Origin of the sequence: Actinocatenispora thailandica, assembly GCF_016865425.1 — a bacterium.
Lineage (GTDB): Bacteria > Actinomycetota > Actinomycetes > Mycobacteriales > Micromonosporaceae > Actinocatenispora > Actinocatenispora thailandica.
In genome coordinates, this window is sequence record NZ_AP023355.1 from 6,453,665 (window position 1) to 6,479,848 (window position 26,184).

The 26,184-nt window shown below is 73.8% G+C and carries 31 protein-coding genes; 15 read left to right on the forward strand and 16 right to left on the reverse strand.

Annotated features, from left to right (window positions below; genetic code table 11):
* Window positions 1-205 precede the first annotated feature (205 nt).
* Window positions 206-2,434, forward strand: coding sequence for an Hsp70 family protein (locus tag Athai_RS28950; RefSeq protein WP_203964414.1), 2,229 nt, complete (start codon window positions 206-208; stop codon window positions 2,432-2,434).
* Window positions 2,435-2,656: 222 nt separating this feature from the next.
* On the opposite strand, the gene Athai_RS28955 is transcribed toward Athai_RS28950, so the two are convergent.
* On the reverse strand, window positions 2,657-4,132 hold the full coding sequence (locus Athai_RS28955) for an MFS transporter (protein ID WP_203964415.1): 1,476 nt from the start codon (window positions 4,130-4,132) through the stop codon (window positions 2,657-2,659).
* A 262-nt stretch (window positions 4,133-4,394) separates the two neighbouring features.
* Here Athai_RS28955 and Athai_RS28965 point away from each other — a divergent pair, with 262 nt between their 5' ends.
* Window positions 4,395-5,120, forward strand: a complete 726-nt coding sequence (locus tag Athai_RS28965; protein ID WP_239157231.1) for a helix-turn-helix transcriptional regulator — start codon at window positions 4,395-4,397, stop codon at window positions 5,118-5,120.
* A gap of 92 nt (window positions 5,121-5,212) precedes the next feature.
* On the forward strand, window positions 5,213-6,490 hold the full coding sequence (locus tag Athai_RS28970; RefSeq protein ID WP_203964416.1) for an MFS transporter: 1,278 nt from the start codon (window positions 5,213-5,215) through the stop codon (window positions 6,488-6,490).
* Here the strand turns inward: Athai_RS28970 and Athai_RS28975 are convergent.
* On the reverse strand, window positions 6,415-7,320 hold the full coding sequence (locus Athai_RS28975) for a helix-turn-helix domain-containing protein (RefSeq protein ID WP_203964417.1): 906 nt from the start codon (window positions 7,318-7,320) through the stop codon (window positions 6,415-6,417). The genes Athai_RS28970 and Athai_RS28975 overlap by 76 nt on opposite strands.
* A gap of 139 nt (window positions 7,321-7,459) precedes the next feature.
* On the opposite strand from Athai_RS28975, the gene Athai_RS28980 reads away from it, so the two are divergent.
* Together Athai_RS28980 and Athai_RS28985 are read left to right on the forward strand one after the other, a co-directional pair.
* The gene (locus tag Athai_RS28980) at window positions 7,460-7,816 is read left to right on the forward strand and encodes a VOC family protein (RefSeq protein WP_203964418.1); all 357 of its coding nucleotides are present in this window, start codon (window positions 7,460-7,462) and stop codon (window positions 7,814-7,816) included.
* A gap of 13 nt (window positions 7,817-7,829) precedes the next feature.
* Window positions 7,830-8,252 carry an SRPBCC family protein gene (locus tag Athai_RS28985; protein WP_203964419.1) on the forward strand — a complete coding sequence of 141 codons (423 nt, stop codon included), beginning with the start codon at window positions 7,830-7,832 and terminating at the stop codon, window positions 8,250-8,252.
* Between the two features lie 61 nt (window positions 8,253-8,313).
* Here the strand turns inward: Athai_RS28985 and Athai_RS28990 are convergent, their stop codons facing one another.
* Together Athai_RS28990 and Athai_RS28995 are read right to left on the reverse strand one after the other, a co-directional pair.
* A complete protein-coding gene (locus tag Athai_RS28990; protein WP_203964420.1) occupies window positions 8,314-9,138 on the reverse strand; it encodes an alpha/beta fold hydrolase in 825 nt (274 codons plus the stop codon).
* Window positions 9,139-9,157: 19 nt separating this feature from the next.
* On the reverse strand, window positions 9,158-9,937 hold the full coding sequence (locus Athai_RS28995; protein ID WP_203964421.1) for an alpha/beta fold hydrolase: 780 nt from the start codon (window positions 9,935-9,937) through the stop codon (window positions 9,158-9,160).
* A 163-nt stretch (window positions 9,938-10,100) separates the two neighbouring features.
* Here Athai_RS28995 and Athai_RS29000 point away from each other — a divergent pair, with 163 nt between their 5' ends.
* The 4 genes from Athai_RS29000 to Athai_RS29015 all read left to right on the forward strand — a co-directional run bounded on the left by Athai_RS29000 (window position 10,101) and on the right by Athai_RS29015 (window position 14,018).
* Window positions 10,101-10,997: a LysR family transcriptional regulator gene (locus Athai_RS29000; protein WP_203964422.1), complete on the forward strand. Its 897-nt coding sequence runs from the start codon at window positions 10,101-10,103 to the stop codon at window positions 10,995-10,997.
* Window positions 10,998-11,132: 135 nt separating this feature from the next.
* Window positions 11,133-12,251 carry a Re/Si-specific NAD(P)(+) transhydrogenase subunit alpha gene (locus Athai_RS29005; protein WP_239157232.1) on the forward strand — a complete coding sequence of 373 codons (1,119 nt, stop codon included), beginning with the start codon at window positions 11,133-11,135 and terminating at the stop codon, window positions 12,249-12,251.
* A 91-nt stretch (window positions 12,252-12,342) separates the two neighbouring features.
* Entirely contained in the window at window positions 12,343-12,630 is a 288-nt protein-coding gene (locus Athai_RS29010) for an NAD(P) transhydrogenase subunit alpha part 2 (protein ID WP_239157233.1), read from the forward strand.
* Entirely contained in the window at window positions 12,627-14,018 is a 1,392-nt protein-coding gene (locus Athai_RS29015) for an NAD(P)(+) transhydrogenase (Re/Si-specific) subunit beta (RefSeq protein ID WP_203964423.1), read from the forward strand. The genes Athai_RS29010 and Athai_RS29015 overlap by 4 nt, the downstream gene beginning before the upstream one ends.
* Here Athai_RS29015 and Athai_RS29020 read toward each other — a convergent pair.
* Window positions 13,987-14,370 (reverse strand): winged helix-turn-helix transcriptional regulator, encoded by a 384-nt coding sequence (locus tag Athai_RS29020; protein WP_239157234.1) that lies wholly within the window; start codon window positions 14,368-14,370, stop codon window positions 13,987-13,989. The genes Athai_RS29015 and Athai_RS29020 overlap by 32 nt on opposite strands.
* Window positions 14,371-14,462: 92 nt before the next feature.
* Here Athai_RS29020 and Athai_RS29025 point away from each other — a divergent pair, with 92 nt between their 5' ends.
* A complete protein-coding gene (locus Athai_RS29025; protein ID WP_203964424.1) occupies window positions 14,463-15,119 on the forward strand; it encodes an SDR family oxidoreductase in 657 nt (218 codons plus the stop codon).
* Between the two features lie 8 nt (window positions 15,120-15,127).
* On the opposite strand, the gene Athai_RS29030 is transcribed toward Athai_RS29025, so the two are convergent.
* Window positions 15,128-16,036 (reverse strand): carbohydrate kinase family protein, encoded by a 909-nt coding sequence (locus tag Athai_RS29030; protein ID WP_203964425.1) that lies wholly within the window; start codon window positions 16,034-16,036, stop codon window positions 15,128-15,130.
* Window positions 16,037-16,348: 312 nt separating this feature from the next.
* Between Athai_RS29030 and Athai_RS29035 the strand changes: the two genes are divergently transcribed.
* Both Athai_RS29035 and Athai_RS29040 read left to right on the forward strand, forming a co-directional pair.
* Window positions 16,349-16,915, forward strand: coding sequence for a DJ-1/PfpI family protein (locus Athai_RS29035; protein ID WP_203964426.1), 567 nt, complete (start codon window positions 16,349-16,351; stop codon window positions 16,913-16,915).
* A gap of 297 nt (window positions 16,916-17,212) precedes the next feature.
* A complete protein-coding gene (locus Athai_RS29040) occupies window positions 17,213-17,704 on the forward strand; it encodes an inorganic diphosphatase (RefSeq protein ID WP_203964427.1) in 492 nt (163 codons plus the stop codon).
* Window positions 17,705-17,732: 28 nt separating this feature from the next.
* Here the strand turns inward: Athai_RS29040 and Athai_RS29045 are convergent, their stop codons facing one another.
* From Athai_RS29045 to Athai_RS29060, 4 genes are all read right to left on the reverse strand, one after another.
* Complete coding sequence (locus tag Athai_RS29045) at window positions 17,733-18,341, reverse strand: hypothetical protein (RefSeq protein WP_203964428.1); 609 nt, start codon at window positions 18,339-18,341, stop codon at window positions 17,733-17,735.
* 195 nt (window positions 18,342-18,536) lie between these two features.
* A complete protein-coding gene (locus tag Athai_RS29050; protein WP_203964429.1) occupies window positions 18,537-18,716 on the reverse strand; it encodes a hypothetical protein in 180 nt (59 codons plus the stop codon).
* A 127-nt stretch (window positions 18,717-18,843) separates the two neighbouring features.
* The gene (locus Athai_RS29055) at window positions 18,844-19,368 is read right to left on the reverse strand and encodes a hypothetical protein (RefSeq protein WP_203964430.1); all 525 of its coding nucleotides are present in this window, start codon (window positions 19,366-19,368) and stop codon (window positions 18,844-18,846) included.
* A gap of 225 nt (window positions 19,369-19,593) precedes the next feature.
* On the reverse strand, window positions 19,594-20,226 hold the full coding sequence (locus Athai_RS29060) for a GNAT family N-acetyltransferase (protein WP_203964431.1): 633 nt from the start codon (window positions 20,224-20,226) through the stop codon (window positions 19,594-19,596).
* Between the two features lie 212 nt (window positions 20,227-20,438).
* Here Athai_RS29060 and Athai_RS29065 point away from each other — a divergent pair, with 212 nt between their 5' ends.
* Together Athai_RS29065 and Athai_RS29070 are read left to right on the forward strand one after the other, a co-directional pair.
* The gene (locus tag Athai_RS29065) at window positions 20,439-20,963 is read left to right on the forward strand and encodes a VOC family protein (protein WP_203964432.1); all 525 of its coding nucleotides are present in this window, start codon (window positions 20,439-20,441) and stop codon (window positions 20,961-20,963) included.
* 95 nt (window positions 20,964-21,058) lie between these two features.
* The gene (locus Athai_RS29070) at window positions 21,059-21,862 is read left to right on the forward strand and encodes a MerR family transcriptional regulator (protein WP_203964433.1); all 804 of its coding nucleotides are present in this window, start codon (window positions 21,059-21,061) and stop codon (window positions 21,860-21,862) included.
* A gap of 170 nt (window positions 21,863-22,032) precedes the next feature.
* Here the strand turns inward: Athai_RS29070 and Athai_RS29075 are convergent, their stop codons facing one another.
* Window positions 22,033-22,323 (reverse strand): nucleotidyltransferase family protein, encoded by a 291-nt coding sequence (locus tag Athai_RS29075; protein ID WP_203964434.1) that lies wholly within the window; start codon window positions 22,321-22,323, stop codon window positions 22,033-22,035.
* A gap of 123 nt (window positions 22,324-22,446) precedes the next feature.
* Between Athai_RS29075 and Athai_RS29080 the strand changes: the two genes are divergently transcribed.
* Complete coding sequence (locus tag Athai_RS29080; protein WP_239157235.1) at window positions 22,447-22,974, forward strand: GNAT family N-acetyltransferase; 528 nt, start codon at window positions 22,447-22,449, stop codon at window positions 22,972-22,974.
* Between the two features lie 207 nt (window positions 22,975-23,181).
* On the opposite strand, the gene Athai_RS29085 is transcribed toward Athai_RS29080, so the two are convergent.
* From Athai_RS29085 to Athai_RS29105, 5 genes are read right to left on the reverse strand one after another with little or no spacing between them, the layout of a single operon-like run.
* Entirely contained in the window at window positions 23,182-23,799 is a 618-nt protein-coding gene (locus Athai_RS29085; protein WP_203964436.1) for a GNAT family N-acetyltransferase, read from the reverse strand.
* Window positions 23,799-24,329 carry a GNAT family N-acetyltransferase gene (locus Athai_RS29090; RefSeq protein ID WP_203964437.1) on the reverse strand — a complete coding sequence of 177 codons (531 nt, stop codon included), beginning with the start codon at window positions 24,327-24,329 and terminating at the stop codon, window positions 23,799-23,801. Before Athai_RS29090 ends, Athai_RS29085 begins: the two co-directional genes overlap by 1 nt.
* Before the next feature lie 25 nt (window positions 24,330-24,354).
* Entirely contained in the window at window positions 24,355-25,242 is an 888-nt protein-coding gene (locus tag Athai_RS29095; protein WP_203964438.1) for a phosphotransferase, read from the reverse strand.
* A complete protein-coding gene (locus Athai_RS29100) occupies window positions 25,145-25,789 on the reverse strand; it encodes a MerR family transcriptional regulator (RefSeq protein ID WP_203964439.1) in 645 nt (214 codons plus the stop codon). The genes Athai_RS29095 and Athai_RS29100 overlap by 98 nt, the downstream gene beginning before the upstream one ends.
* Window positions 25,789-26,139: a hypothetical protein gene (locus tag Athai_RS29105; RefSeq protein ID WP_203964440.1), complete on the reverse strand. Its 351-nt coding sequence runs from the start codon at window positions 26,137-26,139 to the stop codon at window positions 25,789-25,791. Before Athai_RS29105 ends, Athai_RS29100 begins: the two co-directional genes overlap by 1 nt.
* Window positions 26,140-26,184 lie beyond the last annotated feature (45 nt).

Below are 26,184 nucleotides of genomic sequence, written 5' to 3' on the forward strand. Positions count from 1 at the left end.
CGCCCGGGCGTGCCCCGCCGTACCACCCTGTGCCGGCCACCGGAACTCCCGGTGGCCGGCACGTTGTCTGTGGCATGGGCCAGAGCGGGGCGGTGTCGGGTCGCGGGCGCGCGGACCGCGTCGACCCGGCCGCACGCGGCCAGCGCCGGACCGCGGCAAGGGGACGCCGTCGGCCGGAGTTGTCCCGGTACATAGACTCCTGTGCATGGCTTCCGGTCCGTCGCTGGGTATCGACTTCGGCACTTCCTCCACCGTCGGCGTGTTGCGGCGGGCCGACGGCTCGGTGCGGCCGCTGCTGTTCGACGGCACGCCGCTGCTGCCGTCCGCGGTCTACCTGGAGCCGTCCGGGCAGCTGCTGACCGGCCGGGACGCGATCCACGCCGCACGGCTCGACCCGACCCGGTTCGAGCCGGCGCCGAAGCGGCACATCGGCGAGGGCACCGTGCTGCTGGGCGGCACCGAGGTGACCGCGATCGCGTTGGCCGCCGCGGTGCTGCGCCGGGTCGCGGTCGAGGCGACCCGGGTCAACGGCACCGCGGTGCGCGAGCTGACCCTCACCCACCCGGCGACCTGGGCCGGCCCGCGGCGGGACGCGCTGGTCCAGGCCGCACGCCGGGCGGGGCTGCCACGGCCCCGGCTGGTCGCCGAACCGGTCGCCGCGGCGAGCTACTTCACCGAGGTGCTGGGGCACCGGATCCCGACCGGCTCCGCGGTGGTGGTGTACGACTTCGGCGCCGGCACCTTCGACGCCAGCGCCGTGCTCAGCGGTACGCACGGCTTCGACGCCGCCGTGGTCGACGGGCTGGAGATCGGCGGCCTGGACATCGACGAGGCGGTCGTCGGCTGGCTGGGCACCCGGTACGGGGCGGCCGACCCGGCCGGCTGGCAACGGCTCACCGCCCCGAGCGCCACCGGTGACCGGCGGGCCCGCGAGCAGCTGTGGACGGATGTCCGCGCCTGCAAGGAGCAGCTGTCCCGGTCGTCGTCGGCGCAGCTCGCCGTCCCGGTCCTGGAGGTCGACGCGCACCTGACCCGGGACGAGTTGGAACGGTTGGCGTCGCCGCTGGTGGAGCAGACCATCACCGCCACCGCGGACGTGATCCGGGCCGCGAAGCTGACCCCCAAGCAGATCGCCGGGGTGTTCCTGGTCGGTGGCGGCAGCCGGCTGCCGCTGGCGGCCTCGATGCTGCACCGTCGGCTCGGCATCGCATCCACCGCGATCGAGCAGCCGGAGCTGGTCGTCGCCGAGGGCAGCCTGCGTTCCCCGGAGGCCGGTGGCGGCACCGAGACCCGGATCCTGCCCGCCCTGGCCAACGGGGCCCGGTCCGCCGCGGGCGCGGGGCCCGGTTTCGGCGCGGCGGGCGGGCAGTGGCCGGCCGCGCCCACCGCCGGCGCGCGGCTTCCGTCCGGGCAACCGATCCCCGCCGCGCCGCAGGCGTCCGCGCCGCAGGCGCCGGCGCCCCGGTCGGCACCGCAGGCGCCAGTACCGCGGTCGACGCCGCAGGCGCCGGTACCGCGGTCGCCGGTTCCCGCTCCGCAGCCGGCCGTGCCGCGATCGCCGGCCCCGCAGCTCCCGGTTTCGGCAGCCACGTCTGCGCCGCACCGCGGTTCGGCCAGCAGCGAGAGGGCCGGCGCCGCGGCACCCACGGCCACCCGGCGGATGCCGGCCACGCCGCGATCGACCGGGCGGTCGGCGACCGCCGCCGGGGCCGGCCGGCCGTACCGGAGCAGGCGGGGCCGCAGCCGCCAGGCGGTGCTGGCCGCGGTTCTGGTGCTGCTGCTGGCCGGCGGCGGCCTCGCCGCCTGGTACGGCTACCGCCGGGCCACCGCCGCCGATGGCACCAGGTCGTCGGCGGGCGACGGCCGGCCCGGCTTCGTACCGGCCGGCTGGCAGGTGGCGGTGCCCTCGCTGGACGCGCAGAACGGCTGGCACGACAACGATGGCACCGCCGGCTCCTGCCGGTTGAAGGGCGGCACGCTGACCGCGACCCGCACCCGCACCGCCGACACCGGCATGTTCAGCTGTGGCGGTGGCCAGACCCACTACCGGAACGTGGCGCTGGACACGAGGGTCAGGGTGCAGGCCGGCTGCGCCGGAATCTGGCTGCGCACCGGCGACGTGCACGGCTACTTCCTCGCGATCTGCGCCGACTCGGTGGCGCTGCACGCGATCAGCGACACGGACCCGTCGGAGACGACCGCGCTGCACACCTGGCCGCTGTCCCGTTCGGCGATCGGTCGCTCGATCAGGATCGGTGTGCTGGCCCGCGACGACAACTTCACCGTGTACGCGAACGGCAGGAAGCTCGGTGCCCCGGTCCGCGACGACCAGATCACCACCGGCCGGATCGATCTCGGCGTGTTCGCGCCGAAGCACGACGCCACCGCCGTGTTCACCACCGCCCGCGCCTGGCACCCCGCCGACGCCGGCTGACCCGGGCCGGCCCGGCGCGGGCCGGCGCGGCCCCGCCTGGCGCGGCGCCCCCGCACGGCCCGGCACGGCCCGGCACAGCGCGGCGTCGGCCCGGCACAGCGCGGCCCGGCCCGGCACAGCGCGGCCCGGCCCGGCACAGCGCGGCGCGGCCCGGCCCGGCACAGCGCGGCGCGGCCCGGCGCGGCACACATCGACTGCCCGCTCGGTGCACGGGGCGGCGCATCAGCGAGGTTGTGGGAGGCGTCGCCCGAGGGCGGCGATGAGGACGCAGGCGGCGAGCTGGACGGCCAGTACGGCGGCCATCCCGTGCGCCGCGCCATCGCCGGCAGCGCCACCGGCCCCGGCCCCGGAACCGGAACCGGAACCGGAACCGGCGACCGTGGCGTACAGGCTGCCGAGCAGGGCGGTACCGAGGGCGAGGGCGGTCTGCTGGGTGGTGGTGAGGATGCCGCTGCCGGCGCCGGCCCGGTCGGCGGGTACGTCGGAGAGCACGACCCGGAAGATCGTCAGCGCGCCGACCGCCTGCCCGGCACCGGCGATCACCAGCGGCACGATCAGCAACAGCGGCGCACGGTGCGACCAGCCGAACAGGGCGACCGGAATCATCAACGCGATGCCGAGCCCCTGCACGGCCACCCCGAACGGCAGCGAGCGCCGGCCGAACCGGCCGATCAGCCGCGGGCTGAGCATGGAGAAGACGAAGAACGAGACGGCGAGCGGGCTGATCGCGAGTCCGGCGCCGAGCGGGCCGAGCCCGAGCCCCTGCTGCATGGCCAGGGCGTAGACGAACATGAAGCCGCCGAACCCGACGAAGAACGGGACCGCGGCGAGCAGCCCGCCACGGACGCCCGCCAACCGGAGCAGCGAGGGCGGCAGCAGCGGCACCCGGCCGGAGCGCTCGATCCGCCGTTCCACCAGGAAGAACGCGACGGCCGCGAACGGCGCCACGGCGAACAGGGCGAGCAGCCAGCCCGGCCAGCCGAGCGCGCGGCCCTCGGTCAGCGGTACCAGCAGTGCGGCGACGCCGACCGCCAGCAGCACGGTACCGGCAAGGTCGGCGCGGGCCGGCCGGTCGGACCGGGTCGCCGGCACGGTACGCACCGCGAGCAGCAGTGCGGTGAGCCCGATCGGCACGTTGATCAGGAAGATCGGCCGCCAGCCGGTGTTCGCGACGTTCGCGGCGAGCAGCAGCCCGCCGCCGACCTGGCCGATCAGGCTGGCGATCCCGGAGGTGGCGCCGAACCGGCCGATCGCCCGGGCCCGGCGGGTGCCGGTGGTGGTGGCCTGGATGGTGGCGAGCACCTGCGGCAGCATCAGGGCGCCGGCGGCGCCCTGCGCGATGCGCGCCGCGATCAGGGTCTGCACGTTCGGGGCGAGGCCGCAGACCAGCGAGGTGAGGGTGAACGCGGCGAGGCCGGTGAGGAACAGCCGGCGGCGGCCGAACGCGTCGCCGAGCCGGCCGCCCAGCACCAGCAGCAGCGCGTAGCTGATGCCGTACCCGGCGACGATCAGTTCCAGCGTGGCGGTGGAGGCGTGCAGGTCGCGGTCGATGGTGGGCAGTGCCACGTTGACGACCATGAAGTCGATCGGTGCCAGCGCGGCGCCGATCAGCAGGGTGGTCAGGCCGGCGGGGGTCAGCCCGCCGGGTGTCGCGCGCCGTTGGCGGGTCGGCCGGGTGGCGAGCAGGGTATCGGTCATGAGCACCACGCTCCGTCGCCGCTCAACCTGGTACCAGAGTGTGTTTATCCGGGTATCAGCACTACCTGGTAACGGGCTGACGGCCGCGGCATCGTAGGGGCATGAGCGAACTGCTGGGCACCTCCGGGACGCGGGACGAGGCGGCGCTGCGTCGGCGCGAGCTGGCCGACTTCCTGCGTACCCGGCGGGAGCGGCTGGTCCCGGCCCAGGTGGGGCTGCCGCCCGGCCGGCGCCGCCGCACCCGGGGCTGCGCCGGGAGGAGGTGGCGCAGCTGGCCGGCGTCGGGGTCACCTGGTACACGTGGTTGGAGCAGGGCCGCGACATCCAACCGTCGCTGCAGGTGTTGGAGGCGGTCGCACGCACCCTGCGGCTCGACCCGCACGAGCGGTCGCATCTGTTCCGGCTGGCGAACGTCCCGGCGCCGGAGGTGACGAAGGACTGCGCCGCGGTGTCGCCGGAGATCCAGCTGATGCTCACCCAGCTGGAGCCGTTCCCGGCGTGCGTGAAGAACGCCCGCACCGACATCCTGGCGTACAACCGGACCTACGACCGGATGCTCGGCGGGCTGTCCGCGATCCCGCCGGAACGGCGGAACACCACGCTGCTGCTGTTCACCGATGCGACGTTCCGCACCCGGATCGTCGACTGGGAGTCGAAGGCACCGATGGTGGTGGCGCAGTTCCGGGCCGCGATGGCCCGGCACGTCGCCGAGCCGGCCTGGAAGCAGTTGCTGCGCACGCTTCGGCGGGAGTCCCCGGAGTTCGCCGACCTGTGGGACCGGCACGACGTGCGGGAGCCGGAGAACCAGACGAAGGAGTACCTGACGGACGACGTCGGCCTGATCCGGCTGCGGTACACGAACCTCTGGTCCGGCCCGCGCAGCGAGACGCTGGTGACCACCTACACCCCGGCGGACCCGGAGTCGGCGGTCCGGCTGGAGCGGCTGTACGAGATCGTCGTCGAGGCCACCGCACCACCGCAGGCATGAGAGCTGGCCCACAGCCAGACTGGTTTTGTTAGCTAAGTAAATGACTTCTGCGCCAGAATGGCAGCTGGCGCGGAAGGGCGGGTGCGGCAGGAGTGGTTGCGGGGTTCGGCACGTGGGCCGGTGGCACGTTCCGTTCGCTGCGCGTCCGCAACTACCGGCTGTTCGCGACCGGCCAGATCGTCTCCAACACCGGCACCTGGATGCAGCGCATCGCGCAGGACTGGCTGGTGCTGAGCCTGACCAACTCGTCCACCGCGGTCGGCATCACCACCGCGCTGCAGTTCCTGCCGATGCTGCTGTTCGGGCTGTGGGGCGGCGTGCTCGCCGACCGCTACCCGAAGCGCCGCACCCTGATCTGCACCCAGTCCGCGATGGGTCTGCTCGCCGCGACGCTCGCGGTGCTCACCCTCACCGGCACCGTCCGCGTCTGGTACGTGTACCTGATCGCGCTGCTGCTCGGGTTCGCCACCGTGGTGGACAACCCGACCCGGCAGTCGTTCGTCACCGAGATGGTCGGCGAGAAGGACCTGCGCAACGCGGTGTCGCTCAACTCGGCGATCTTCCAGTCGGCCCGGCTGATCGGCCCGGCGGTCGCCGGCATCCTGATCAACGCGGTCGGCGCCGGCTGGGCGTTCGGGCTCAACGCGCTCAGCTTCGGCGGAGTGCTCACCGGCCTGGTCCTGATGCGACCGCACGAGCTGTTCCCGGCGCCCCGCATCGCCCGCGCCAGGGGCCAGCTGCGGGACGGGCTGCGCTACATCGCCGGCCGCCGCGAGCTGATCTGGCCGATCGTGCTGGTCGGGTTCGTCGGCACGTTCGGGTACAACTGGGCGATCGTGCTGTCCGCGTTCGCGAAGAACGTGTTCCATCACGGCGCCGGCACCTACGGCCTGTTCAACACGTTGATGGCGCTCGGCTCGCTGGTCGGTGCGCTGCTCGCGGCGCGCCGCGCCACCACCCGGCTGCGGCTGCTGGTCCTCGCCGCGGTCGGATTCGGCGCGCTGGAGATCGTCGCCGCGGTCACCCCGTGGTTCCTCGTCTTCGGGCCGCTGCTGCTGGTGATCGGGCTGGTCGGGATGACGTTCAACACCACCGCGAACGCCACCGTGCAGCTTGCCGCGGCACCGGAGATGCGTGGCCGGGTGATGGGCGTGTACATGCTGGTGTTCACCGGCGGTACCCCGATCGGCGGACCGCTGATCGGCTGGATCACCGAGACGTACGGCGCGCGCATCGGCCTGACCGTCGGCGGCGGGGTGGCCGCCCTCGCCGCCGCGGCGGTCGGCGGCATCCTCTACCGCACCCGGCGCGCGACGCCGCCGGCCCCGGTCCCGGACGCGGTCGAGGCGCCCGCCGCGCCCCGCGCCTGACCCCGCTCGTCCGCTCCGGTCGGACGCGGCACCGGCCCTCCGCGCTCGTCCGTTCCGGTCTGCGGCGTGAGCAGCCGGCGCAGCGCGGTCGGGGTGTGCCCCAGCTGCGCCCGCACCGTCCTGGTCAGGTGCGCCTGGTCGGCGAAGCCGAGCCGGGCGGCGAGGCCGGCCAGGTCGGACTCGCCCGCGCCGAGCCGGTCCAGCGCCCGACCGACCCGAACCCGGTTCCGGTACCGGGTCAGCGACACGCCCATTCGGACCGAGAACACCCGGCTCAGCCGGTACGGCGAGACCCCCAGCAGGGCGGACAGCGAGCACAGCCGCGCCGCCTCCGGCGCGTCGTCGAGGACCGCCGTGCGGGCCGCTGCCACCAGCGCCTGGTCTCGCACGCCCGGCCGCGGCTCCGGGTGCCCGGCGGCGGCCGCGACGAGGCCCAGCAGCTCCTCGACCAACGCGTAGTCGACATCGCCGCCGCGCGCCGCCGCCAGCAGCCGGCGATGCGCCAGCTCGATCCGGGCGTCGACGTACACCGACCGGGCGGCGGCGCGGCCGTCCCACAGCCCGGCCGCGAACGACACCGAGGTGCACGCGTCATCGCCGGCCGGATGGGCGAACCGCTCCTCCTCGTGCGGCGTGCCCAGGTAGCCGACGGTGCGGTCGAGATCAGCGGCGGCGCCGTCGGTCGCCCGGCGGAACCGGCCGTGCCGCACCAGCACCAGTCGGTGGTCGCCCCGGGCCGCCGGCCGCGTCCAGAGCACCTGCTCGTCCCGGCAGGTCACCGCGGTCACGGCGAACTCGGCGCGGGCGGCAAGGGTCACGGTGGCCAGCACCCGCCGAACCGTACGCCGGGGGTACGACAACGGTGCACCGCAAGGATGTTCAAGACGGCGCCGGGCGGTCGACCGGATGCTGGGGCGTGTCCTCGGCGAGTCACGAGGACACGCACGAGATCATCCGAGGGAGTCACCCATGCCAATCCAGGCAACACCCACCGCCATCATCCTCGACTGCGCCGACCCGAAGGGGTTGGCCGAGTTCTACCGGAACGCGACCGGATGGCGGATCACCGACAGCGACGCCGATTCGGCCTACCTGGGCGACGGGCCGGTGCAGCTCGCGTTCCAGCGGGTCGACGGCTACCGGGGGCCCGGCTGGCCGGACGCCGGCAAGCACGCGCACCTGGACTTCGCCGTCGACGACGTGGCCGCCGCGGTCACCGAACTGCTCGCCCTCGGCGCCGCGAAGCCGGAGTTCCAGCCCGGCGGCGACCAGTGGACGGTGCTCGCCGACCCGGAGGGCCACCCGTTCTGCATCGCCGCCACCTGATCAGGGAGTACACATGGCAGCCATCCACCAGGAGTTCGTCGTCGACGCCCGCCCCGAGGACGTCTGGGACGTCCTCGCCGACTACGGCGCGGTGCATCGGCGGCTCGCGCCCGGCTTCGTCGTCGACACGCAGTTGCACGACGACACCCGCACCGTCACATTCGCCGACGGGACCATCGTGCACGAGCGACTCGTCGACCTCGACGCGACGAGCCGCCGGGTCGCGTACACCGTCGTCGGCGGCAACCTGCATCCGTCCCATCACCATGCCTGGATGCAGGCGCTACCCGAGGCGGACGGCAGGACCCGGTTCGTCTGGCACACCGATGTCATCCCGGCCGACCTGGCCGGCCCGATCGCCGAGTTCGTGGAGCACGGTTCGACGGTCATCCGGACCACGCTGTCCGCCACCGGAGCGGTGCGCGGTTCGAGCTGACCGCGTACCGCGGCGGGTTCGGCGCAACCGCGTCGAACCCGCCGACGGGAACCGTCGCCGGTCAGGCGACGGGGACGGGGTGCTGGTCCAGCAGGAAGCCGGCGAGCTTGGCGACGAAGCCGGCCGGGTCCTCGGCCGGGGCGCCGTGCCCGGCGTCTATCTCCGCGTACCGGGCGTGCGCGATCCCGGCGAGCAGCGCCTGCTGCTGTTCCGGCGGGATGATCCGGTCGTGCGCGCTGGCCAGTACCAGCGTCGGTGCGGTGATCGCGGCCAGCCGGTCGGTGAGGTCGACGGTCAGGTCGACCTCGGTCTGCCGGTCGGTACCGGGCGCCAGGCCGCCGGCGAACTCGGCGAGCAGCAGCGCGTGGTCCTCGGCCGTGACCGACCCCCAGAACCGGGGACCGAGCGCGGTGAGCAGCAGCAGCTCGCAGAACAGCGTGCTGCCCTGCGCGGCGTCCTGCCGCAGCAGCGTCAGCCAGTACCGCAGCTCGACCGCCATCCGGGTGGTGGTGCGCACCCAGCCGGCGTGCAGCGCGAGCGAGCGGACCCGGTCCGGGTGCGTCGCGGCGAGTTCGGTGGCGACGACGGCGCCGAGCGAGTGGCCGGCCAGGTGGAAGTCGGCCAGCCCGGCGTGCTCGGCGGCGGCGAGTACCTCGTCGGCCAGGTCGGCGAGGGTGACCGGGCCGCCGTGGTCGGTGCTGTCGCCGGAGCCGGAGTAGTCCGGCGCCACGATGGTGAACCGGTCGGCGAGGTGCTCGGTCAGCGGCTGCCACTGGCTCCGGTCGGCGCCGGTGCCGTGCACCAGGACCAGGCCGGGCCCGGTACCGGTGACGTCGTAGCCGATGCGGGCGGGTCGGCCGCCGATGGTGGTCGGGGCGAACGGCATGGTGCTTCTCCTGTCGGTCTCAGACGGTGGTACGCAGGCGGCCGAGTACGGCGCGCAGCGCGGCGTTGAACTCGGCCGGGCGTTCCTGGTGCGGCAGGTGGCCGGAGCCGGGGATCACCGTGACGGTGGCCCCGGGGGTACGGGCGGCGCAGTCCTCGGCGACCGCGACCGGGATCTCGGCGTCCAGCTCGCCGTGCAGGTAGTGGATCGGTACCCGCAGGCCGGGCAGCGACGGCCGCGGGTCGTACGTGCGGAACTGGGCGAACTGGTCGTCGGCGAACGTGGACGAGTCGAGGATCTGCCGCACCGTCCAGTCGACGAGCGCCGGCGAGGTGCCCGGTGCGTACCAGTTGGCGACCCAGGCGGTCGCGAACCCGGCGCGGTCGCCGCGGATGGCGGACATGATCGCGGGCAGGTCCATGCCCTGCGCCGGCCAGTACCCGGGGCTGTCGACGGCGACGACGCCGCCGACCAGGTCCGGTCGGCGCAGCGCCAGTTCGGTGCCGAACACGCCGCCGACCGACGAGCCGACGACGACCGGCCGGTCCAGATCCAGCGCGCCGATCAGGGCGATCAGATCGGTGACGACGCCGTCGACGTCGTTGCTGGTGGCGGGGTGGTCGGAGCGGCCGCAGCCGCGCCAGTCGGGTACCACCACCCGGTGCTCGGCGGCGAACTCGGGGAGCTGGGCACCCCACACCCGGCCGCTGGTACCCCAGCCGTGCAGGAACAGGACCGGCTTCCCGGTTCCGGCGTCCTCGTAGTAGAGGCGGGTGTCGTGGACGGTCAGGTACGGCATCGTCGACTCCTCGGGGTGCTCGTCGTGCCGGGCGTTCGCGCTGCGGGGCCTTGGTGCTCGGTGGCTTCGCGCCCGATGACCCCAGACAACCGCCGGCGACGCCGTCGATCAACGGCTGACCTGCGACTACAGTGATCACGAAAACTGATCGATCGAGGTGCTCGTGGAACTGCGGCAACTGCGCTACTTCCGGACGCTGGCCGAGGAGCTGCACTTCGGCCGCGCCGCCGAGCGGCTGCACATCGTGCAGTCGGCGGTCAGCCAGCAGCTGCGCCGGCTGGAACGCGAGCTGGGCGTCGAGCTGTTCGACCGGAGTACCCGAACGGTCCGGCTCACCGAGGCCGGCCACCGGCTGCTGCCGTACGCCGAGCGGGTGCTCGCCGACGTCCAGGCGGCCCGGGCGGCGATCGACGACCTGCGCAGCCGGCAGGACGGTACGGTCCGGCTGGGCACCAGCACCGGGCTCGGTGCCCGGCTGGACGCGCTGCTGGGCCGGTTCCACGAACTCGCCCCGGAGGCGACGCTCGACCTGGTCACCGCGCCGACCGCGGAGAGGCTGCGGCGGGTCCGGTCCGGCGAGCTGGACGCGACACTGGTCCGCGGCGAGCATCCGGACACCGGTCTGGAGCTGCTGGCCGCCTGGCGCGACCCGCTGGTGGTGGCGCTGCCGGCCCGGCACGATCTGGCGGTGCGGTCCCGGGTCGAAATGGCCGCGCTGGCCGGGCTGCCGCTCCGGCTGGCGAGCCGGCAGCGCAACGCCCCGCTGTACGACCTGATCGTGGACTGCTGCCGCCAGGCCGGCTTCACCCCGACGCTGGGCCCGGAGTTCACCACCGACCAGGACACCCTGGCCGCGATCGGGTTCGGCACCCCGTCCTGGACGGTGTACTACGCGGCGCAGGCGGGCCGGATCGCCCCACCGGGCGTGGTGTTCCGGCCGCTGACCGGTCCGGAGCCGGTGATGCCCAGCTACCTCGCGGTGCGCCCGGACCCCCCGCGCGCCGAGCTGCGCGCCCTCATCGAGGCCGTAGCGCGGACGGCCCGCGACGCGCTAGCGTGACAAGCGTCACGCAAAGACGGCAGGAGGTTGCCCGAGCCGGCGACGACGCGACCCGTCGAGCCCGCGGGCAGCCTCGGAGCGGTACCGAGGGCCCGCCGGCGGCAACGCGCCCGTGGCCCGGATCGGGAGGCGCGGGTGCGCATCGGCGTGGTGCGGGAAACGGCGGCCGGCGAGCGCCGGGTGGCCATGGTGCCGGAGGTGGTGTCCCGGCTGGCGCGGCTGCCCGCCGAGGTGCTGGTGGCCAGCGGTGCGGGCGCGGCGGCACTGTTCGCCGACGCGGACTACACCCAGGTCGGCGCCCAGGTGGTCGAACCCGACACCGTGTACCGGACGGCCGACGTGCTGCTGTCCATCGGCCCACCGCCCGACGACCTGGCCGACCGAGTCCATAGTGGACAGACGTTGATCGGGCTGTACCGGCCGGCCAGCTGCCCGGAGCTGGTCGACCGGCTCGCCGCCGCCGGGGTCACGCTGATCAGCCTGGACCGGCTGCCCCGGACGCTGAGCCGGGCGCAGGCCGCCGACGCGCTGACCTCGCAGGCGAACGTCGCCGGCTACCGCGCGGCGCTGGTGGCCGCCGCCGCGTACCCGCGGTTCTTCCCGATGCTGGTCACCGCCGCCGGCACGGTACGGCCGGCCGAGGTGCTGGTGCTCGGCGCGGGTGTCGCCGGGTTGCAGGCGATCGGCACCGCGCGCCGGCTCGGCGCCCAGGTCCGGGCCTACGACGTGCGGCCGGACACCCGGGAGCAGGTCGAGTCGGTCGGCGGCACCTTCGTCACCCTGGACGACGTCGGCCCGGCCGAGGGCACCGGCGGGTACGCGCGGGCGCTCAGCGACGACGAGCAGCGGGTGCAGCAGGAGCGGCTCGCCGCGCAGGTCGCCCGGCACGACGTGGTGATCACGACCGCGCAGGTGCCCGGCGCCCGGCCGCCGCTGCTGGTCACCGCCGAGGCGGTGAAGGCGATGCGGCCCGGCTCGGTGCTCGTCGACCTAGCCGCCGGCCCGTACGGCGGGAACGTCGCGGACTCCGTCCCGGACGCGACGATCCGTACCGACAACGGCGTCACGGTGATCGGCGCCGGCAACCTCGCCTCGGAGATGGCGCCGGCCGCGTCCACCGCGTACGCCCGGAACGTCAGTGCGGTGCTGGCCGTGCTGGTCACCGACGGCGAGCTGCGCATCGACCCGACCGACGAGATCCAGGCCGGCATCGTGGTCACCCACGCCGGCCACCGCACCGGGGCGGCGTCGTGACGCGCAGCGGCACCCGGCGCGTCGTGACGCGCAGCGGCACCCGGCGCCCGGACCGCGGCGTCGGCACGCTCGGACCCGAGGAGGCGATGTCGTGACCGGCCTGTTGACCGACGTGACGATGTTCGTGCTGGCGGTGCTGGTCGGGTTCGAGGTGATCAGCAAGGTGCCGGCCACCCTGCACACGCCGCTGATGTCCGGCGCCAACTCGATCCACGGCATCATCCTGCTCGGCGTGGTCGTCGTCGCCGGCTCCGCCCGCACCCCGCTGGAGTACGCGCTGGTCGCCGTCGCCGCGGCCTTCGCCACCGCGAACGTGGTCGGCGGTTACCTGGTCACCGACCGGATGCTGGAGATGTTCCGGACCCGGGAGGGTCGATGAACGCGGTGACGCAGCTCGGCTACCTGGCCGCCGCCGTGGCGTTCGTGCTCGGCCTGCACCTGATGAACTCGCCGGCCACCGCGCGCCGCGGCAACCTGCTGTCCGCCGCCGGGATGGCGGTGGCGCTGGCGATCACCGCGGTACGGCTGGCCCGCAACACCGACACGCTCACCGGCCCGGTGGTCCTGCTCGCCGGGGTGGCGGTCGGTGCGGCCGGCGGCGCGTTGCTGGCCCGGCGGGTACCGATGACCGGGATGCCGCAGCTGGTCAGCCTGTTCAACGCGGTGGGCGGCGGCGCGGCGGCGCTGGTCGCGGTCACCGAGTACGTCCGGCTGTCGCCCGCGGTGGGCGCGCAGATCACGGTCAGCGCGCTGCTGGACGTGGTGATCGGTGGCGTCACGTTCACCGGTTCACTGATCGCCGCCGGCAAGCTGCAGGGCTGGGTGACCGGCAACCCGGTGCTGTTCCCGGGCCGGCGGGTGGTCAGCGCCGCGCTGGTCGCGATCGTGGTCGCCGGCGCCGTCTGGTTGCTGGTCACCCCGAACGTGCCGGTACTGGTCGTGGTGATCGTGGCCGCCGCGGCGTTCGGGGTGGCGATGGTGCTGCCGATCGGCGGTGCCGACATGCCGGTGGTGATCTCGCTGCTGAACGCGTTCACCGGCACCGCGGTGGCGATGGCCGGGTTCGTGCTGCACTCGGTGGCACTGATCATCGCCGGTGCGCTGGTCGGTGCGTCCGGCACGATCCTGACCAAGCTGATGGCCGACGCGATGAACCGTTCGGTGGTGGCGGTGCTGGTCGGCGGCTTCGGTACCGGTGACACCGGCCCGGCGGCGGTCGGCGCCGCGGACACCTCGGTACGGTCGGTGACCGCGGAGGACGCCGCGATCCAGCTGGCGTACGCCCGGAAGGTGATCGTGGTGCCCGGCTACGGGTTGGCCGCCGCGCAGGCGCAGCACGAACTGTCCGGGCTGGTGGAGCTGCTGATCGAGCGTGGCGTGGACGTCTGCTACGCGATCCATCCGGTCGCCGGCCGGATGCCCGGCCACATGAACGTGCTGCTCGCCGAGGCGAACGTGCCGTACCCGATGTTGAAGGAGATGGACGAGGTCAACGACGAGTTCGCGGCGACCGACGTGGCGCTGGTGGTCGGCGCGAACGACGTGACCAACCCGGCCGCCCGCCGGCCCGGCAACCCGGTGTCCGGGATGCCGATCCTGAACGTGGACGCGGCCCGCAGCGTCATCGTGATCAAGCGCTCGATGGGCCACGGGTACGCCGGGATCGACAACGAGCTGTACTCCGCGCCGGGCACCGGCATGCTGTTCGCCGACGCCAGGACCGCGCTGGCCGAGCTCACCGCGTCGGTTCGGACTCTGGTCGGCTGACCGGGTTCCGGGCGCGCTCGCGGGCGTCGAGGATGTCCGGGACGTGGGCTTCCGCCCACTCCCGGACGGCCCGCAGCGGAACCAGCAGGGACCGGCCGAGGTCGGTGAGCCCGTACTCGACGCGGGGCGGCTGCTCGGCGTAGTCGACCCGGGTGAGCAGCCCGTCCTCCTGCATCGTGCGCAGCGTCTCGGTCAGCACCTTCGGGGTGACGCCCTGGATCCTCGCCACCAGGGCGGTGAACCGCAGCGGGCCGTCCTCCAGCGCGTTCACCACGAACACCGTCCACCGCGCCCCGATGCGATGCAGCACCACCCGGGACGGGCAGGTGGCGGACATGACGTTGTAGCCCACGGCGACTCCTCCGCCTCCGGTTACGTTGAAGTACCTGGTTACTTTTCCATAGTGTACGTCGGCGAGGACCACCGACGGAGCGGAGAAGCACCATGGGTAACGGACTGGCCGGTCAATCGGTGCTCGTGCTGGGCGCACGACACCTGGGCACGGCGATCGCGGCAGCCGCCACCGCCGAGGGCGCGCGGGTACACGTCGCGTCCCACCGGCCCGGCGGGCTGCACATCGACCTGCGCGACGAGGCGACCATCGCCGCCGCCGCCGCGGAACTCGGAGCGGTCGACCACGTGATCAACACGGCGGCGTCGCCACACGCGGTCCCGATCCGCGAACTGGACCGGGACAAGACGGTCGACGCCTTCACCGCCAAGGTGCTCGGGCCGCTGCTGCTCGCCAAGCACTTCACGATCCGGCGATCACTGCTGCTGTTCTCCGGCCAGGTCGGCTGGCGCCCGGCCGCCGGCAGCGTCGTGACGGGCGTGACGAACGGGGCGGCCGCGTTCGCCGCGCGGCACCTGGCCGTCGAACTGGCGCCGGTGCGGGTCAACGCGCTGTCGCCGGGAATCGTCGACTCCGGCGCCTGGGACGCCAAGGGCGAGGCGAAGCCGGGCTTCCTCGCCACCGCCGCGCAGCGGACCCTGGTCGGCCGTACCGGCACCGTCGCCGACGTGACCGACGCGGTGCTGTGGCTGTTGCAGGCCGACTTTCTCACCGGCGAGACCATCCACCTGGAGGGCGGCCGCCGCTGACCGCGGACTCAGCAGGCGAGGCGGGCGGCGAGTTCGGCGGCGGTGGGCGGGTCGGCGCCCGGCCGGCCGCAGGTGATCGCGGCGGCGGTCAACGCCCGGCGCAGCACCTGCCGGGCGGCGTCGGCGGGCAGCGCCGGCAGCGTGTCGACGGTCAGCGCGCCGGCCCGGAGCAGCCCGTCCAGCAGCGCGGACATGCAGGCGTCGCCGGCACCGACGGTGTCCACCACGTCGACCGGCGGCGCCGCGCACCGCAGCTGGTACCCGGCGGTGGCCAGGTAGCCACCGTCGGCGCCCAGCGTCACCACGACCAGGTCCGAACCGGCGGCAAGCCAGCGCGCCGCGACCGCCTCGACCGGCTCACCCGGGTACAGCCAGGCCAGGTCGTCGGCGGACGCCTTGACCAGGTGCGCCAGCGGCACGAACCGGGCGACCTGGGCGCGGGCGTACTCGACCGGGCCGTGCAGCGTCGGCCGGATGTTCGGGTCGTACGAGACGACGGTCCCGCCGCGCACCCCGGCCAGCATGTCGGCCAGGACCGCGTCGCCCGGCGCCAGGGTGGCGAGCGACCCGGCGTGCACCGCCACCGAACCCGGATACGGCGTCAGGTCCTTCGGCGCCCAGCTCAGGTCGAACTCGTACGACGCGGCGCCGTCGGCACTCAACCGGGCGGTCGCGGTCGCGGTACGGGCCGCGCCGGAATCGCTGCGGTCCAGCGCGACACCCGCCGCGCCGAGCCGGTCCGCGATCCGCGCGCCGTGCTCGTCCGGCCCGTACTGGGTGATCAACCCGACCGGGTCGCCGAGCCGGGCCAGGCCCAGCGCCACGTTCGCCGGCGAGCCGCCGACGTGCTCGACCGGCTCGGCGGCCCCGGGCCGCCACACCACATCCACCAGGGCCTCGCCGATCACCGTGAACACGGTTGCCGATCGTAGCCGCCATCCCGTCCGCCGACCGCCACCCGGCGCCCCGGATCGCCGACACCCGGCAAACGGGCACCGCCACCACCCGATCCGGTCACCGCACCGGCCCCCGACCAGCATGCCGGACCGCCCCGGCAGCCCCCGTCCGGCAACGAGGCGCCGGCGCCGAGTGCGGCCCGACCGCGCAGCCGGGTCGCTTCCCGGCCAGTCCCGCTTCCCGGCCAGTCGGCTCGGGGCCCTACCGATCCGAGGGTTCCGGCGGCAGGATCGAGGTGCGGGCTCGATAGTGGGGTGGGAAGGGAGGCAACGATGCCCAAGGTGATCATCCTGACCGGCGACGCGGCCGAGTCGTTGGAGGTGATGTACCCGTACCAGCGGCTCCAGGAGGAGGGGTACGAGGTGGACATCGCCGCTCCGGCGGTGAAGAAGCTCCAGTTCGTGGTGCACGACTTCGTGGACGGCTTCGACACGTACACCGAGAAGCTCGGCTACACCTGGCCGGCGAACGTGGCGTTCGCCGACGTCGACCCGAACGACTACGTGGCGATGGTGGTGCCGGGCGGTCGCGCACCCGAGTACATCCGGAACGACCCGGACTTCCAGCGCATCGTGCGGCACTTCTTCGAGGCCGACCTGCCGGTGGCGCACCTGTGCCACGCCGCGCAGGGGCTGGCCGCGTCCGGCGTGCTGGAGGGCCGCCGGACGGCCGCCTACCCGGCGCTGAAGCCGGACGTCGAGGCGGCCGGCGCCGAGTTCGTGGACGCCGCCGCGGTGGTCGACGGGCAGATGGTGTCGGCCCGCGCCTGGCCGGACCACCCGTCCTGGTTCGGCGAGTTCATGACGCTGCTGCGCAAGAAGGCACCCGCCTCGACCTGATCGGTACCGGCGCCCCGGTTGCGGCGCCGTCGCGGGGACCGGGCATCCTGTCAGGCGTGCGCCGCCGGCGCACGGACTACCAGCACCTGTCCCGCCATCGAGCCACGGTGGCGGGACAACTGGTCGGCAGCCTTTGCTCTGCCTACCTGAGCGCACCACCCGGTGGTGCAGGTAGGTAACCAGAGCAAAGGGATCGGCAAACCATGTCTGCTCCCGGTCTGTTCCCGGGCACACTCGGCAGATTCGCCGGCCGCGCCACCCCGCGACGGGGATGATGGTGCGCGAGGAGGTCGGCGCATGGAATTCGACATGGTGGTGGAGATCCCCGCGGGGTCGCGGAACAAGTACGAGATGGACCACAAGACCCAGCGCATCCGGCTCGACCGCACGCTGTTCACCGCGACCCGCTACCCGGCCGACTACGGGTTCGTGCCGGACTCGCTCGGCGAGGACGGCGATCCGCTCGACGCGATGGTGCTGCTGCTCGACGAGCCGACCTTCCCCGGCTGCGTCATCGCGGTCCGGCCGGTCGCGGTGTTCTGGATGCGCGACGAGCACGGCCCGGACGCCAAGGTGATGTGCGTGCCGGCCGGCGACCACCGGTTCGACCACATCCGGGACATCGGCGACCTGCCCCGCCACCTGCGCGACGAGATCGGCCACTTCTTCGACGTGTACAAGGCGCTGGAGCCCGGCAAGGACACCGAGATCCGCGGCTGGCAGGGCCGGCTGCACGCCGAGGCCGAGGTCAACGCCGCCTGGGAGCGCGCCGCCGGCGAACACTTCTGACCGCGGCCCGCACCGAGCCCATGCTTCGCTACGCGAAGGTGATGGCGGTGGCGTGCAGGGTGCCGTCCTTGCCGGCGTGGCCGCTGACCACCAGGGTCGTCCCGACGCTGATCGCGCCCACCGACGGGAACCCGTCCACGGTCGTACCGTCGTCGGCCTCGACGCCGATGGTCGCGCCGCTGTCCAGGGTCAGCGTCAACTGCCAGCCGTGGTCGATCGGGTGGATCGAGTAGAGCGTGCCGGTGCACACCGTCGTGATGCCGACCGCGCCGTACCCGTCGACGTACCGGCAGGTCGAGGTGTCCGGCGACGGCACCGCGAACTCGGGCACCCGGACCGGGATCTGGGTCGAACTGGCCGTCGTCGCCGTCTCGTCGGCCGGCGCCGGCGCGCTCGCCCGCTGCACCACCATCCCGCCCGCGAAACCGATGGCGAGCAGCCCGACGGCACCGGCGACCAGGTAACGCCGGGGCAGCGACACCGAGGCCGACCGGCGGCCGGTCGGCGGCTCCGCGTCGTTCTCGGTCAACTGGTCGACGGTGCCCTCGTCGTCGAGGTCGTCGGACAGCTCGATCAGCGGCATCGGCTCGCCGTCGTCGTCCGGTTCGTCGTCCCGCCACCGGTGGGTACTGCGCATCGCTCCTCCCCGGTGGCACGGACGCCAACGCCGGTGCCACAACGGAATTGTGGCACCGGCGGGCGGGCCACGCCGGCCGGTCGGCGGGTCGCTGCCCGCAAGGGGACGCCCCGGCGTGGGTACCGGGCCACCCGCGGGCAGTCACGGCCGGCGTGGCAGTGCGAGCAATGCTGTTGGTGGTCCCGCCGTCGCGGCTCAGCGGCGGGTCGGGTGCCAGAATCGGCGCGCCCACAGGGCGCGGATCGTCCGGTCCGCAGGCGGCTCCGCGGGCGGCGCCAGCTGCTCGGTGGTCATGGTGAGCGAATTGACCAGTGACATCACCCCGTCGGTGCTGGTGCGCACCTCGTGGGCCAGGTCGCGGATCGTGTTGGCCATCGTGGCTCCTTGGGTCGAGCAATCCACGCTCATCCCCAGTAGGCACCAAACGCAGCGCGTTGTCACCCCTACCCGCGGCAATTTCGCCGTGCTCCATACCACTTTCGGGTTCACCGGCCCGTTCCGGCTACTGCTCGGTGACGTCCGCCGCCACGATCACACCACCCCGCACCGTGTAGGTACCGGCGTACTCCTTGACCGAGCCGTCGGTCTGGTACGCCGACAGCGACACCGATACCACGTCCCCGGACACCCCCTGCACGGTCACCACGTCCATCGCGGTGGTGTCGAACCCGGCCGCGAAGTGGTCGTACGAGGAGTCCAGGTTCTTGCCGCCCAGCTGCCAGGCGGACCAGTAGTCCGTGTTGTTGATCGCATCGAAGTACGCGTAGACGACCGCCGCCGGATCCTCCGGTGCGGCCGGAACGGTCGACGGCACCGGTACCGGCACCACGGACGGGCTGGGCGCCACCGGCGCCTGACTGGGCGGCGGCGTCGTACCGTCCGACTTCGGCGCGGCCGTGGTCGGGCTCGCCGAGTGCGAGGACGCGGCGCCCCGATGCGGCTCCCGGTCAATCCCGATCATGCAGCCGGCCAGGAGCAGCGCAGGCAGCAGGCAGCACACCAGCCGCAGCGCGAGCCGTCCGGACATGCCCGGCACCTCCTCCCGGTCGGGAGGCGCCCTCACCGTACGGCGTGGGCAGCGGCGGCGACACCGCCGGGGCATCCGTTCGGGCGTACCACGTCCGGATCGTCCGGCACACCGAACCACCCTCCGGACCTCGGCCGAACGTACCGGTACCAGATCATCCACAATGGACCGTCAGCGGTGGCCGGCAGCGCCCGCCGAGGGGCCGGAACGACGTGCGGGCGACGGTCAGGGGAAGTCGACGCGCATCACGACCCGGCGCAGGCTGGGCGTGCTGACCTCGCGGAAACCGGCCTCGGCGAACACCTGGACGCTGCCCACGTGCAGCTCGCCCCAGGTGATCTCCCTGCCCGGTTCGGTGCGCATCGGGTAGCCCTCCACCGCCCGCGCGCCCTGGTCACGGGCGTACCCGACGGTCGCGGCAGCCAGCGGGTAGGTCAGGCCGCGCTTGCGGAATCCCTTGCGTACCACGAAACAGGTCACCGCCCAGACGGTGTCGTCCTGCTTGTCCTCGGCGCGGTCGCGCCACACGGTGCGGCTGGTGACGAGCTTCGGATAGGCGGTCCGCGGCTGCACCGCCACCCAGCCGACCGGCTCGCCGTCCAGGTAGCCGACCAGCCCGCTGGTGGACCCGGCATCCGGCTCGCCGCACCGGGTCTGCTCGTACAGCCGGTCCCGCCGCTGCTGGTCGGTCAGCTCGGTCCACACCCAGCCACGCACCTTGAACCGCTGGCAGTTGCAGCGGCCCGAATAGTCCGCGGTGCCGAACACCGCGCGCAGGTCGGCCCGGCTCGCCCGGTTCGCCGGTACGACCGTCACCGCCGCCGGGTCGATCGCCGAAGGCCCCGTCACGCTGTCCATGCCGCACGCTAACCCGGATCGACACCGCCATGGGATCCAGCCGAGCGTTTCGTCCCCACCCGTACCGTTCGACGGCCGGCGTCCCGTGCCCCGCCGTCTCCACCTCCTGCGGCTCCACCCCGCAGCGATCGCCGCGGGGCGTTCCCCGGGTTGCTTCCGCTGCCGCGGTCCGCGCTTGACCCTGACGTCGCAGGAGGCTCGACGATCGGGGTATGACCGACAACGACGCGTCCGAGCGCACCGACGAGCAGCACTACCTCAGCCCCGTACCGATGCCGGCCGAGGACGCCGTTCCGCCGGGGATCTGCCGCCAGATCTACGGGATGGCAACGTATCTCAGCGTCCCGACCGCGGACCTCGCCGCCTCGACCGACTTCTGGGTACGCGGGCTCGGCTTCGTCGAGCTGTTCGCCGTACCGGGCCGGGTGGTGCACCTGCGCCGGTGGGCCTTCCAGGACGTCCTGCTGGTACCGGGCGAGCCGGCCGCCACGCCGTCCGCGGCACACCTCGGCATCTCCTGCGTGCTCGGCGAGATCGAGCCGACCCGGGCCCGCTGCGAACAGCTCGCGCCGGGCTGCACCAGCGGCCCCGACGAGAAGCCGTGGAACGCGGTCGAACTGACCGTCGTCACCCCGGAACGGCAGCGGGTGGTGTGCACCGCCGCCCACCCGCTCGACCCGACCAGCGCGACGGCGGACTACCTGCGCGCCAGCGGTTTCGACATCCCGCAACCGTGACGACCGTGCATCACGGCCCGCTCGCCGGTCCGGTTCGTGGCCGCGGTCCGGCCATCGGCACCGGCTGGGCCGGGGCGGCGCGCCACACTGGGCGGATGAGCTCCGACGAACAGGCGGGCGGGTACACGGTCGGGCCGGCCGCGAAGCTGGTCGGCGTCAGCGTGAAGACGCTGCACCACTGGGACTCGATCGGGCTGGTCCGGCCGAGCGGGCGGACCCCCGGCGGCTACCGGGTCTACTCGCCCGACGACGTGGCCCGGATCCACCGGGTGCTGGTCTACCGCGAACTCGGGTTCCCGCTCGCCGAGATCGGCCCGATCCTCGACGATCCCGGTACCGACCCGCGCGACCAGCTGCGCCGGCAGCGGTCCGAGCTGGCGTCCCGGCGTTCCCGGATCGAGGAGATGATCGCCGCGGTCGACCGGATGCTCGACGCCACCCGGCGCGGCATCCGGTTGACCGCCGAGGAGCAGGTCGAGATCTTCGGTACGGACTGGCGGCCGGACCGGGTCGACGAGGCGGAGCAGCGCTGGGGCGACACCGCGCAGTGGCAGCAGTACACCGAGCGGGCCGCCGCGCTGACCGCCGACGACTGGCGGACCGTCGCGGGTTCGATCGAGGCGCTGACCGCCGAGCTGGCCGCCGCCTGCCGGGCCGGTGTCCCGGCCGGGTCCGCCGAGGCGAACGCGCTGGCCGAGCGGCACCGCACGATGATGGAGACGTACTTCGACTGCACCCACTCGATGCACGTGTGCCTGGGCCGGATGATGGCCGCCGACGCCGGCTACGTCGAGTACTACGAGCGGTTCGCGCCCGGCCTCGCCGGCTGGCTGTGCGCCGCGATCGCCGCCAACGCCGCCGCGCACGGCACCGATCCCGCCACCGCAACCTGGCAGTGACCTCGGCCCGGTGACCGGGCCGCGCCCGCCGCCGGTGGCCACGCGGCGACCTGGTCGGCGTCGCAGCGCCACCCACGAGCCGGACGGCGCCCCGGTGCCGCCCGTACCCGGTGACGAGCCGGACGGCGCCCCGGTGCCGCTCATGCCCCGCACGCCGCGAGCGCCCGGAATCAGCGTGCGCCGAGGTGCGTCCCGACCCGGCGGGCGAACGCGGCCACCGCAGCGGGGTCCAGGCCGGCCGCCGGGCACGGCAGTTGCTCCAGCGCCGCGGCGAGCGCGGACCGCTGCGCCGCACCCGTCGTACCGGCGGAGACCACGAGCACGTCGACGTCGCTGCGCCGGGCGTCGAACCCACCCAGTGCCGCCGAACCGTGCAGGTAACAGCCGACCAGGTCGTCGCCCAGGGTGGCCGCGGCCACCGCGGCGAGCGCCGACAGGTACCGTTCCGTCGTCTCCTCCACCGCACCGACGGTAGCCGCCGGGAATGCGGAGGAGCAGCGGGCCGCCGGCGGCTAAGCTGCCGGGGCATGCCCGGCCTGCGGGCGTGCCGCACCGGGAAGCCCGCCGGCGCCGGGAGGAGAGCAGTGAGCCGCGCACCCCGTACCCCGCCACCCACCGAACGGCTCGGGTTCCGACCGATGGCCGACGAGGATCTCGACGACCTGGCCGCGCTGCTCGGCGACCCGGCCGTGATGCGGTACTACCCGCGGCCCAAGACCCGGGACGAGGCGCGCGGCTGGATCGACTGGAACCAGCGGCTCTACCGCGACGAGGGGTACGGGCTGTGGGTGGTCGAACTGCGCGAGACCGGCGAGTTCGTCGGGGACTGCGGCCTCACCCCGCAGCAGGTCGACGGCGTCACCGAACTGGAGGTCGGATACCACGTGCGAACCGCGCTGCAGGGCCGGGGCCTCGCCACCGAGGCCGCGGCGGCCTGCCGCGACTTCGCCCGTGACGTCCTCGGCGCGACCCGGCTGGTGGCGATCATCCGCCCGGACAACCTCCCGTCGCAGCGCGTCGCCACCAAGATCGGCCTCCCCTTCGAACGCACCGCGACCTCGCACGACCTCCCCGTCCACCTGCACGCCACCACCTGGCCAACGCACTCCTGACGCCGCGCCGGCAGTCGGCACGCAGCGCGCCACGCCCGCAGGCGCATCCGCGCGACCGCCGCCGCGTCGCCGCGCAGCGGGGGCAGCGGGGCAGCGGGGGCAGCGGGGGCAGCGGGGGCAGCGGGGGCAGCCCTACACCGGTGCTCGGTCGGTGTCCGGGGCACGACCGGGAGGGCGGCGGGAGCCGGCGACACTCCTGCCCGCCGGTCACGGCTTGGGGCGGACCATCCGGAGGTTGAGCAGTCGGTCCCGCCAGCGTTCGCGTTCGCCGGTGGCGACGAAGCCGTACCGGGCGTAGAAGCGCACCGCCCGGGTGTTGAAGGCGCTGACCCACAGCCGGATCGGCGCCGCGCCAGCCCAACCCAGGAACTCGGCCATCAGCCGGTCCGCGACTCCGGTCCCTTGCGCCTCGGCGAGCAGGTACATCGGGCCGAGCGTCACGGCGTCGGTGCGATGCCCGTACAGGAAGCCAACGACCCCGGCGTTCGAGCCAGCACCGGCGAGGTCGTGCTGCCGGCTCCCGGCACGGCAGTCCGGCCGGGAGCCGACGCGGGCGTCCAGCCGGACGATTCGGCAGAACACCCGGTCGGGCTCCCGCCGCGCCGCCGCGATCTCGGCCGCCCAGCCGGCGGTCCCCTCCTCGGTACCGAGATACCCCAGATTCGCCGCGATCCACCCGGCGTCCACCCCCGAGCCGACCCCGTCGTACGTCTCGTGCCACGCCCGCAGGTGCGTCCGCGCGACCGCCGCCGCGTCGCCGACGGCAGGCACCTCGATCGTGTAGTCGCCGACGGCCTTCCCGTCCGGTGCGCCGGTGCGATCCATCAGAGGTCGACCGCGTACCGGTGGAGGGGGCCGGCGTCGTCCAGATCGGTGACGGTGAGCCGCATCCCGAGCGCTTCCACCACCCGCCGGGACCCGACGTTGTCCGGCCGGATCGTGGCCCACACCCGGCTCAACCCCGCGGCACGGCACTCGTCGACGACCGCCGTCGCCGCCTCGGTGGCCAGCCCACGGCGCCGGTACCGTCCGGCGATCCGGTAGCCCAGCTCCGACTCCGCCACCGCCGGCCCGCGGCGAACCCCGCAGGTACCGACCAGATCTCCGGTCTCCCGGTCGCACAGCACGTACGAGCAGAGCCCGGCGGTGCGTTGCTCGTCGATCCGGTGCGCGACCCACCGCTCGGTCCGCTCCAGCGACCGGAACGGGCTCCGCGACCCGGCCGACATCGCCGGCTCCGCCAACGCCTCGTACAGCCGGATCGCGTCGGCCTCGGTCACCGCCGCCAGCCGCAACCGCCCGCTCCCCAACAACCCGCGCATCACGTCCACACCCCCGTACGGCCCGGCAAGCATCGTCTCACCGGAACCGTCCCCGCGGTCAGGGCAATCGGGCGGCGGCGAAGGCCAGCTGGTGGTCGATGTCCGCCGGCCCGTGGTGCCGGATCGTCCAGTCGACCATGCGCAGGCCCATGTGCGCCCAGTACCGGTGCAGGGCGGACGGTGGGATGGCATCGAGCGCCCTGTCGAGCCTTCGGATCGCGGCCGGATCGACCCGCGGGTACTGCGGATCGAGCGCGATGCCCCAGGCAAGATCGAACCGCAAGGTGACCAGCCCGAACCGTCGATCGCCACGTGCCAGCCCGTTGTACCCGTGCCAGTCGACGACGCCGGTGATCTCGCCCGAGGCGTCGACCAGGATGTTTCCCGGCGTGAGGTCGAGGTGCACCACATCGTCGCCGGTCATCCGGTCACCGTGCATCTCGCCGAGCGCCCGGATCTGGGCGAGCAACCGCCGGCTTCGATCGTCGTATCCAGCAAGGCTGTCGTGCCGGCACAGGATCCGCCCACCGATCCGGAGATGCAGGTCTGGATTGGCCGTCTCAGGATGTTCGGCCAGCAACCCCGTGAACCGCCGGGTCAGGTCCTCGACCGCCTCGATGGTGCCACCGGTGATGCGCCGCGCCGGTTGACCGGGGAGCCGTTCCTGCACGACGACGGTGTGCCCATCGACAGCCGTGACGAGTTGGTATCGCGGTACCGGGATGTCAACGGATCGCATCAGGTCGAGGATCCGCCCGGTCTGCAGCAGCCGGTCCGGCGTTCCGGACGCAACCGTAAGAACTCCTGGCCGACCGTCCGGCCAGCGAACGTACCCGGCGCCGCCGGACTCACCCTGCTCGGCCAGGCCGAGCAGGGTGAGTCCGATGCTCTTCTCGGCGTTGAGCTGTCCGACCAGTCGCTCCGCATTCAGCCGCGGTACCGCCATGCCCGCCAACGATACCGACTCGGCCGGCGTCGGCAGATCGTCGAGGCCCGGCGTGTGGAAGGGGGCAACGCGGCGTCTCGGCGCAGGTGGCGAGGTCGTCGCAGCCGGCGGCGACTGCCTCTCGCAGGGTGGCCCGGATCGCGGTCAGCTCGGCGATGCGCCGCTCCACCTCGGCCAGCTTCGCAACGGCGAGCCGGTGCGGTCCGGTGTGCCGCCGGGCCGTGGCGAGCAGGCCGGCGATCTCGTCGAGGGTGAACCCCAGGCGCTGCGCGGTCTTGATGGTACGCAGCACCTGCACGGTCTCGGCCGGGTACTGCCGGTGCCCTCCCGGCGTGCGCGCCGGCTCGGCGACCAGCCCGCGGCGCTCGTAGTACCGCAGGGTCTGCCGGTTGACGCCGGCCGCGGCGGCGACCTGGCCGGACCGCAACGGCTCCCGCTCGACGCCGATCTGGCCGGACCGCAACGGCTCCCGCTCGACGGCGACCTGGCCGGACCCGAACGCCTGGTGCTCCGCGGGAACCTGGCCGGACCGCGGCGAGCCGGTCATCACCGCACACCCGCCATCGCCGTCGCGGCGCGGGCGGCGAGCGCCGTCAGCACCGCGCTGTGCGAGGCCGGCACCTCGATGTCCAAAGTCAACCCGCCGTCCGACATCCGCAGCGTGAAACCGAAGAACGTGCAGCAGGAACCCTCCCGCATCGCCAGGTCCGCGACCCGTGCCGCGGCGGCCGGCGCCGGCTCGAACCCGATCCGTACCGTCGTCTCGGTCGGCCGCTCGACGGACCGCCCGGACTCGGCGAACACCTCGTCGAACGCCGCCAGTCGCAGCGGTCGGTCCACCGCCGGCAGGGTGCACGCCGCCGGTACCCGCGACGCCTCGTCCCTCGTCTGCCCCATGCCTCGACGGTAAACCCGTACCCAGGTACGAGATGCAACCCGGAT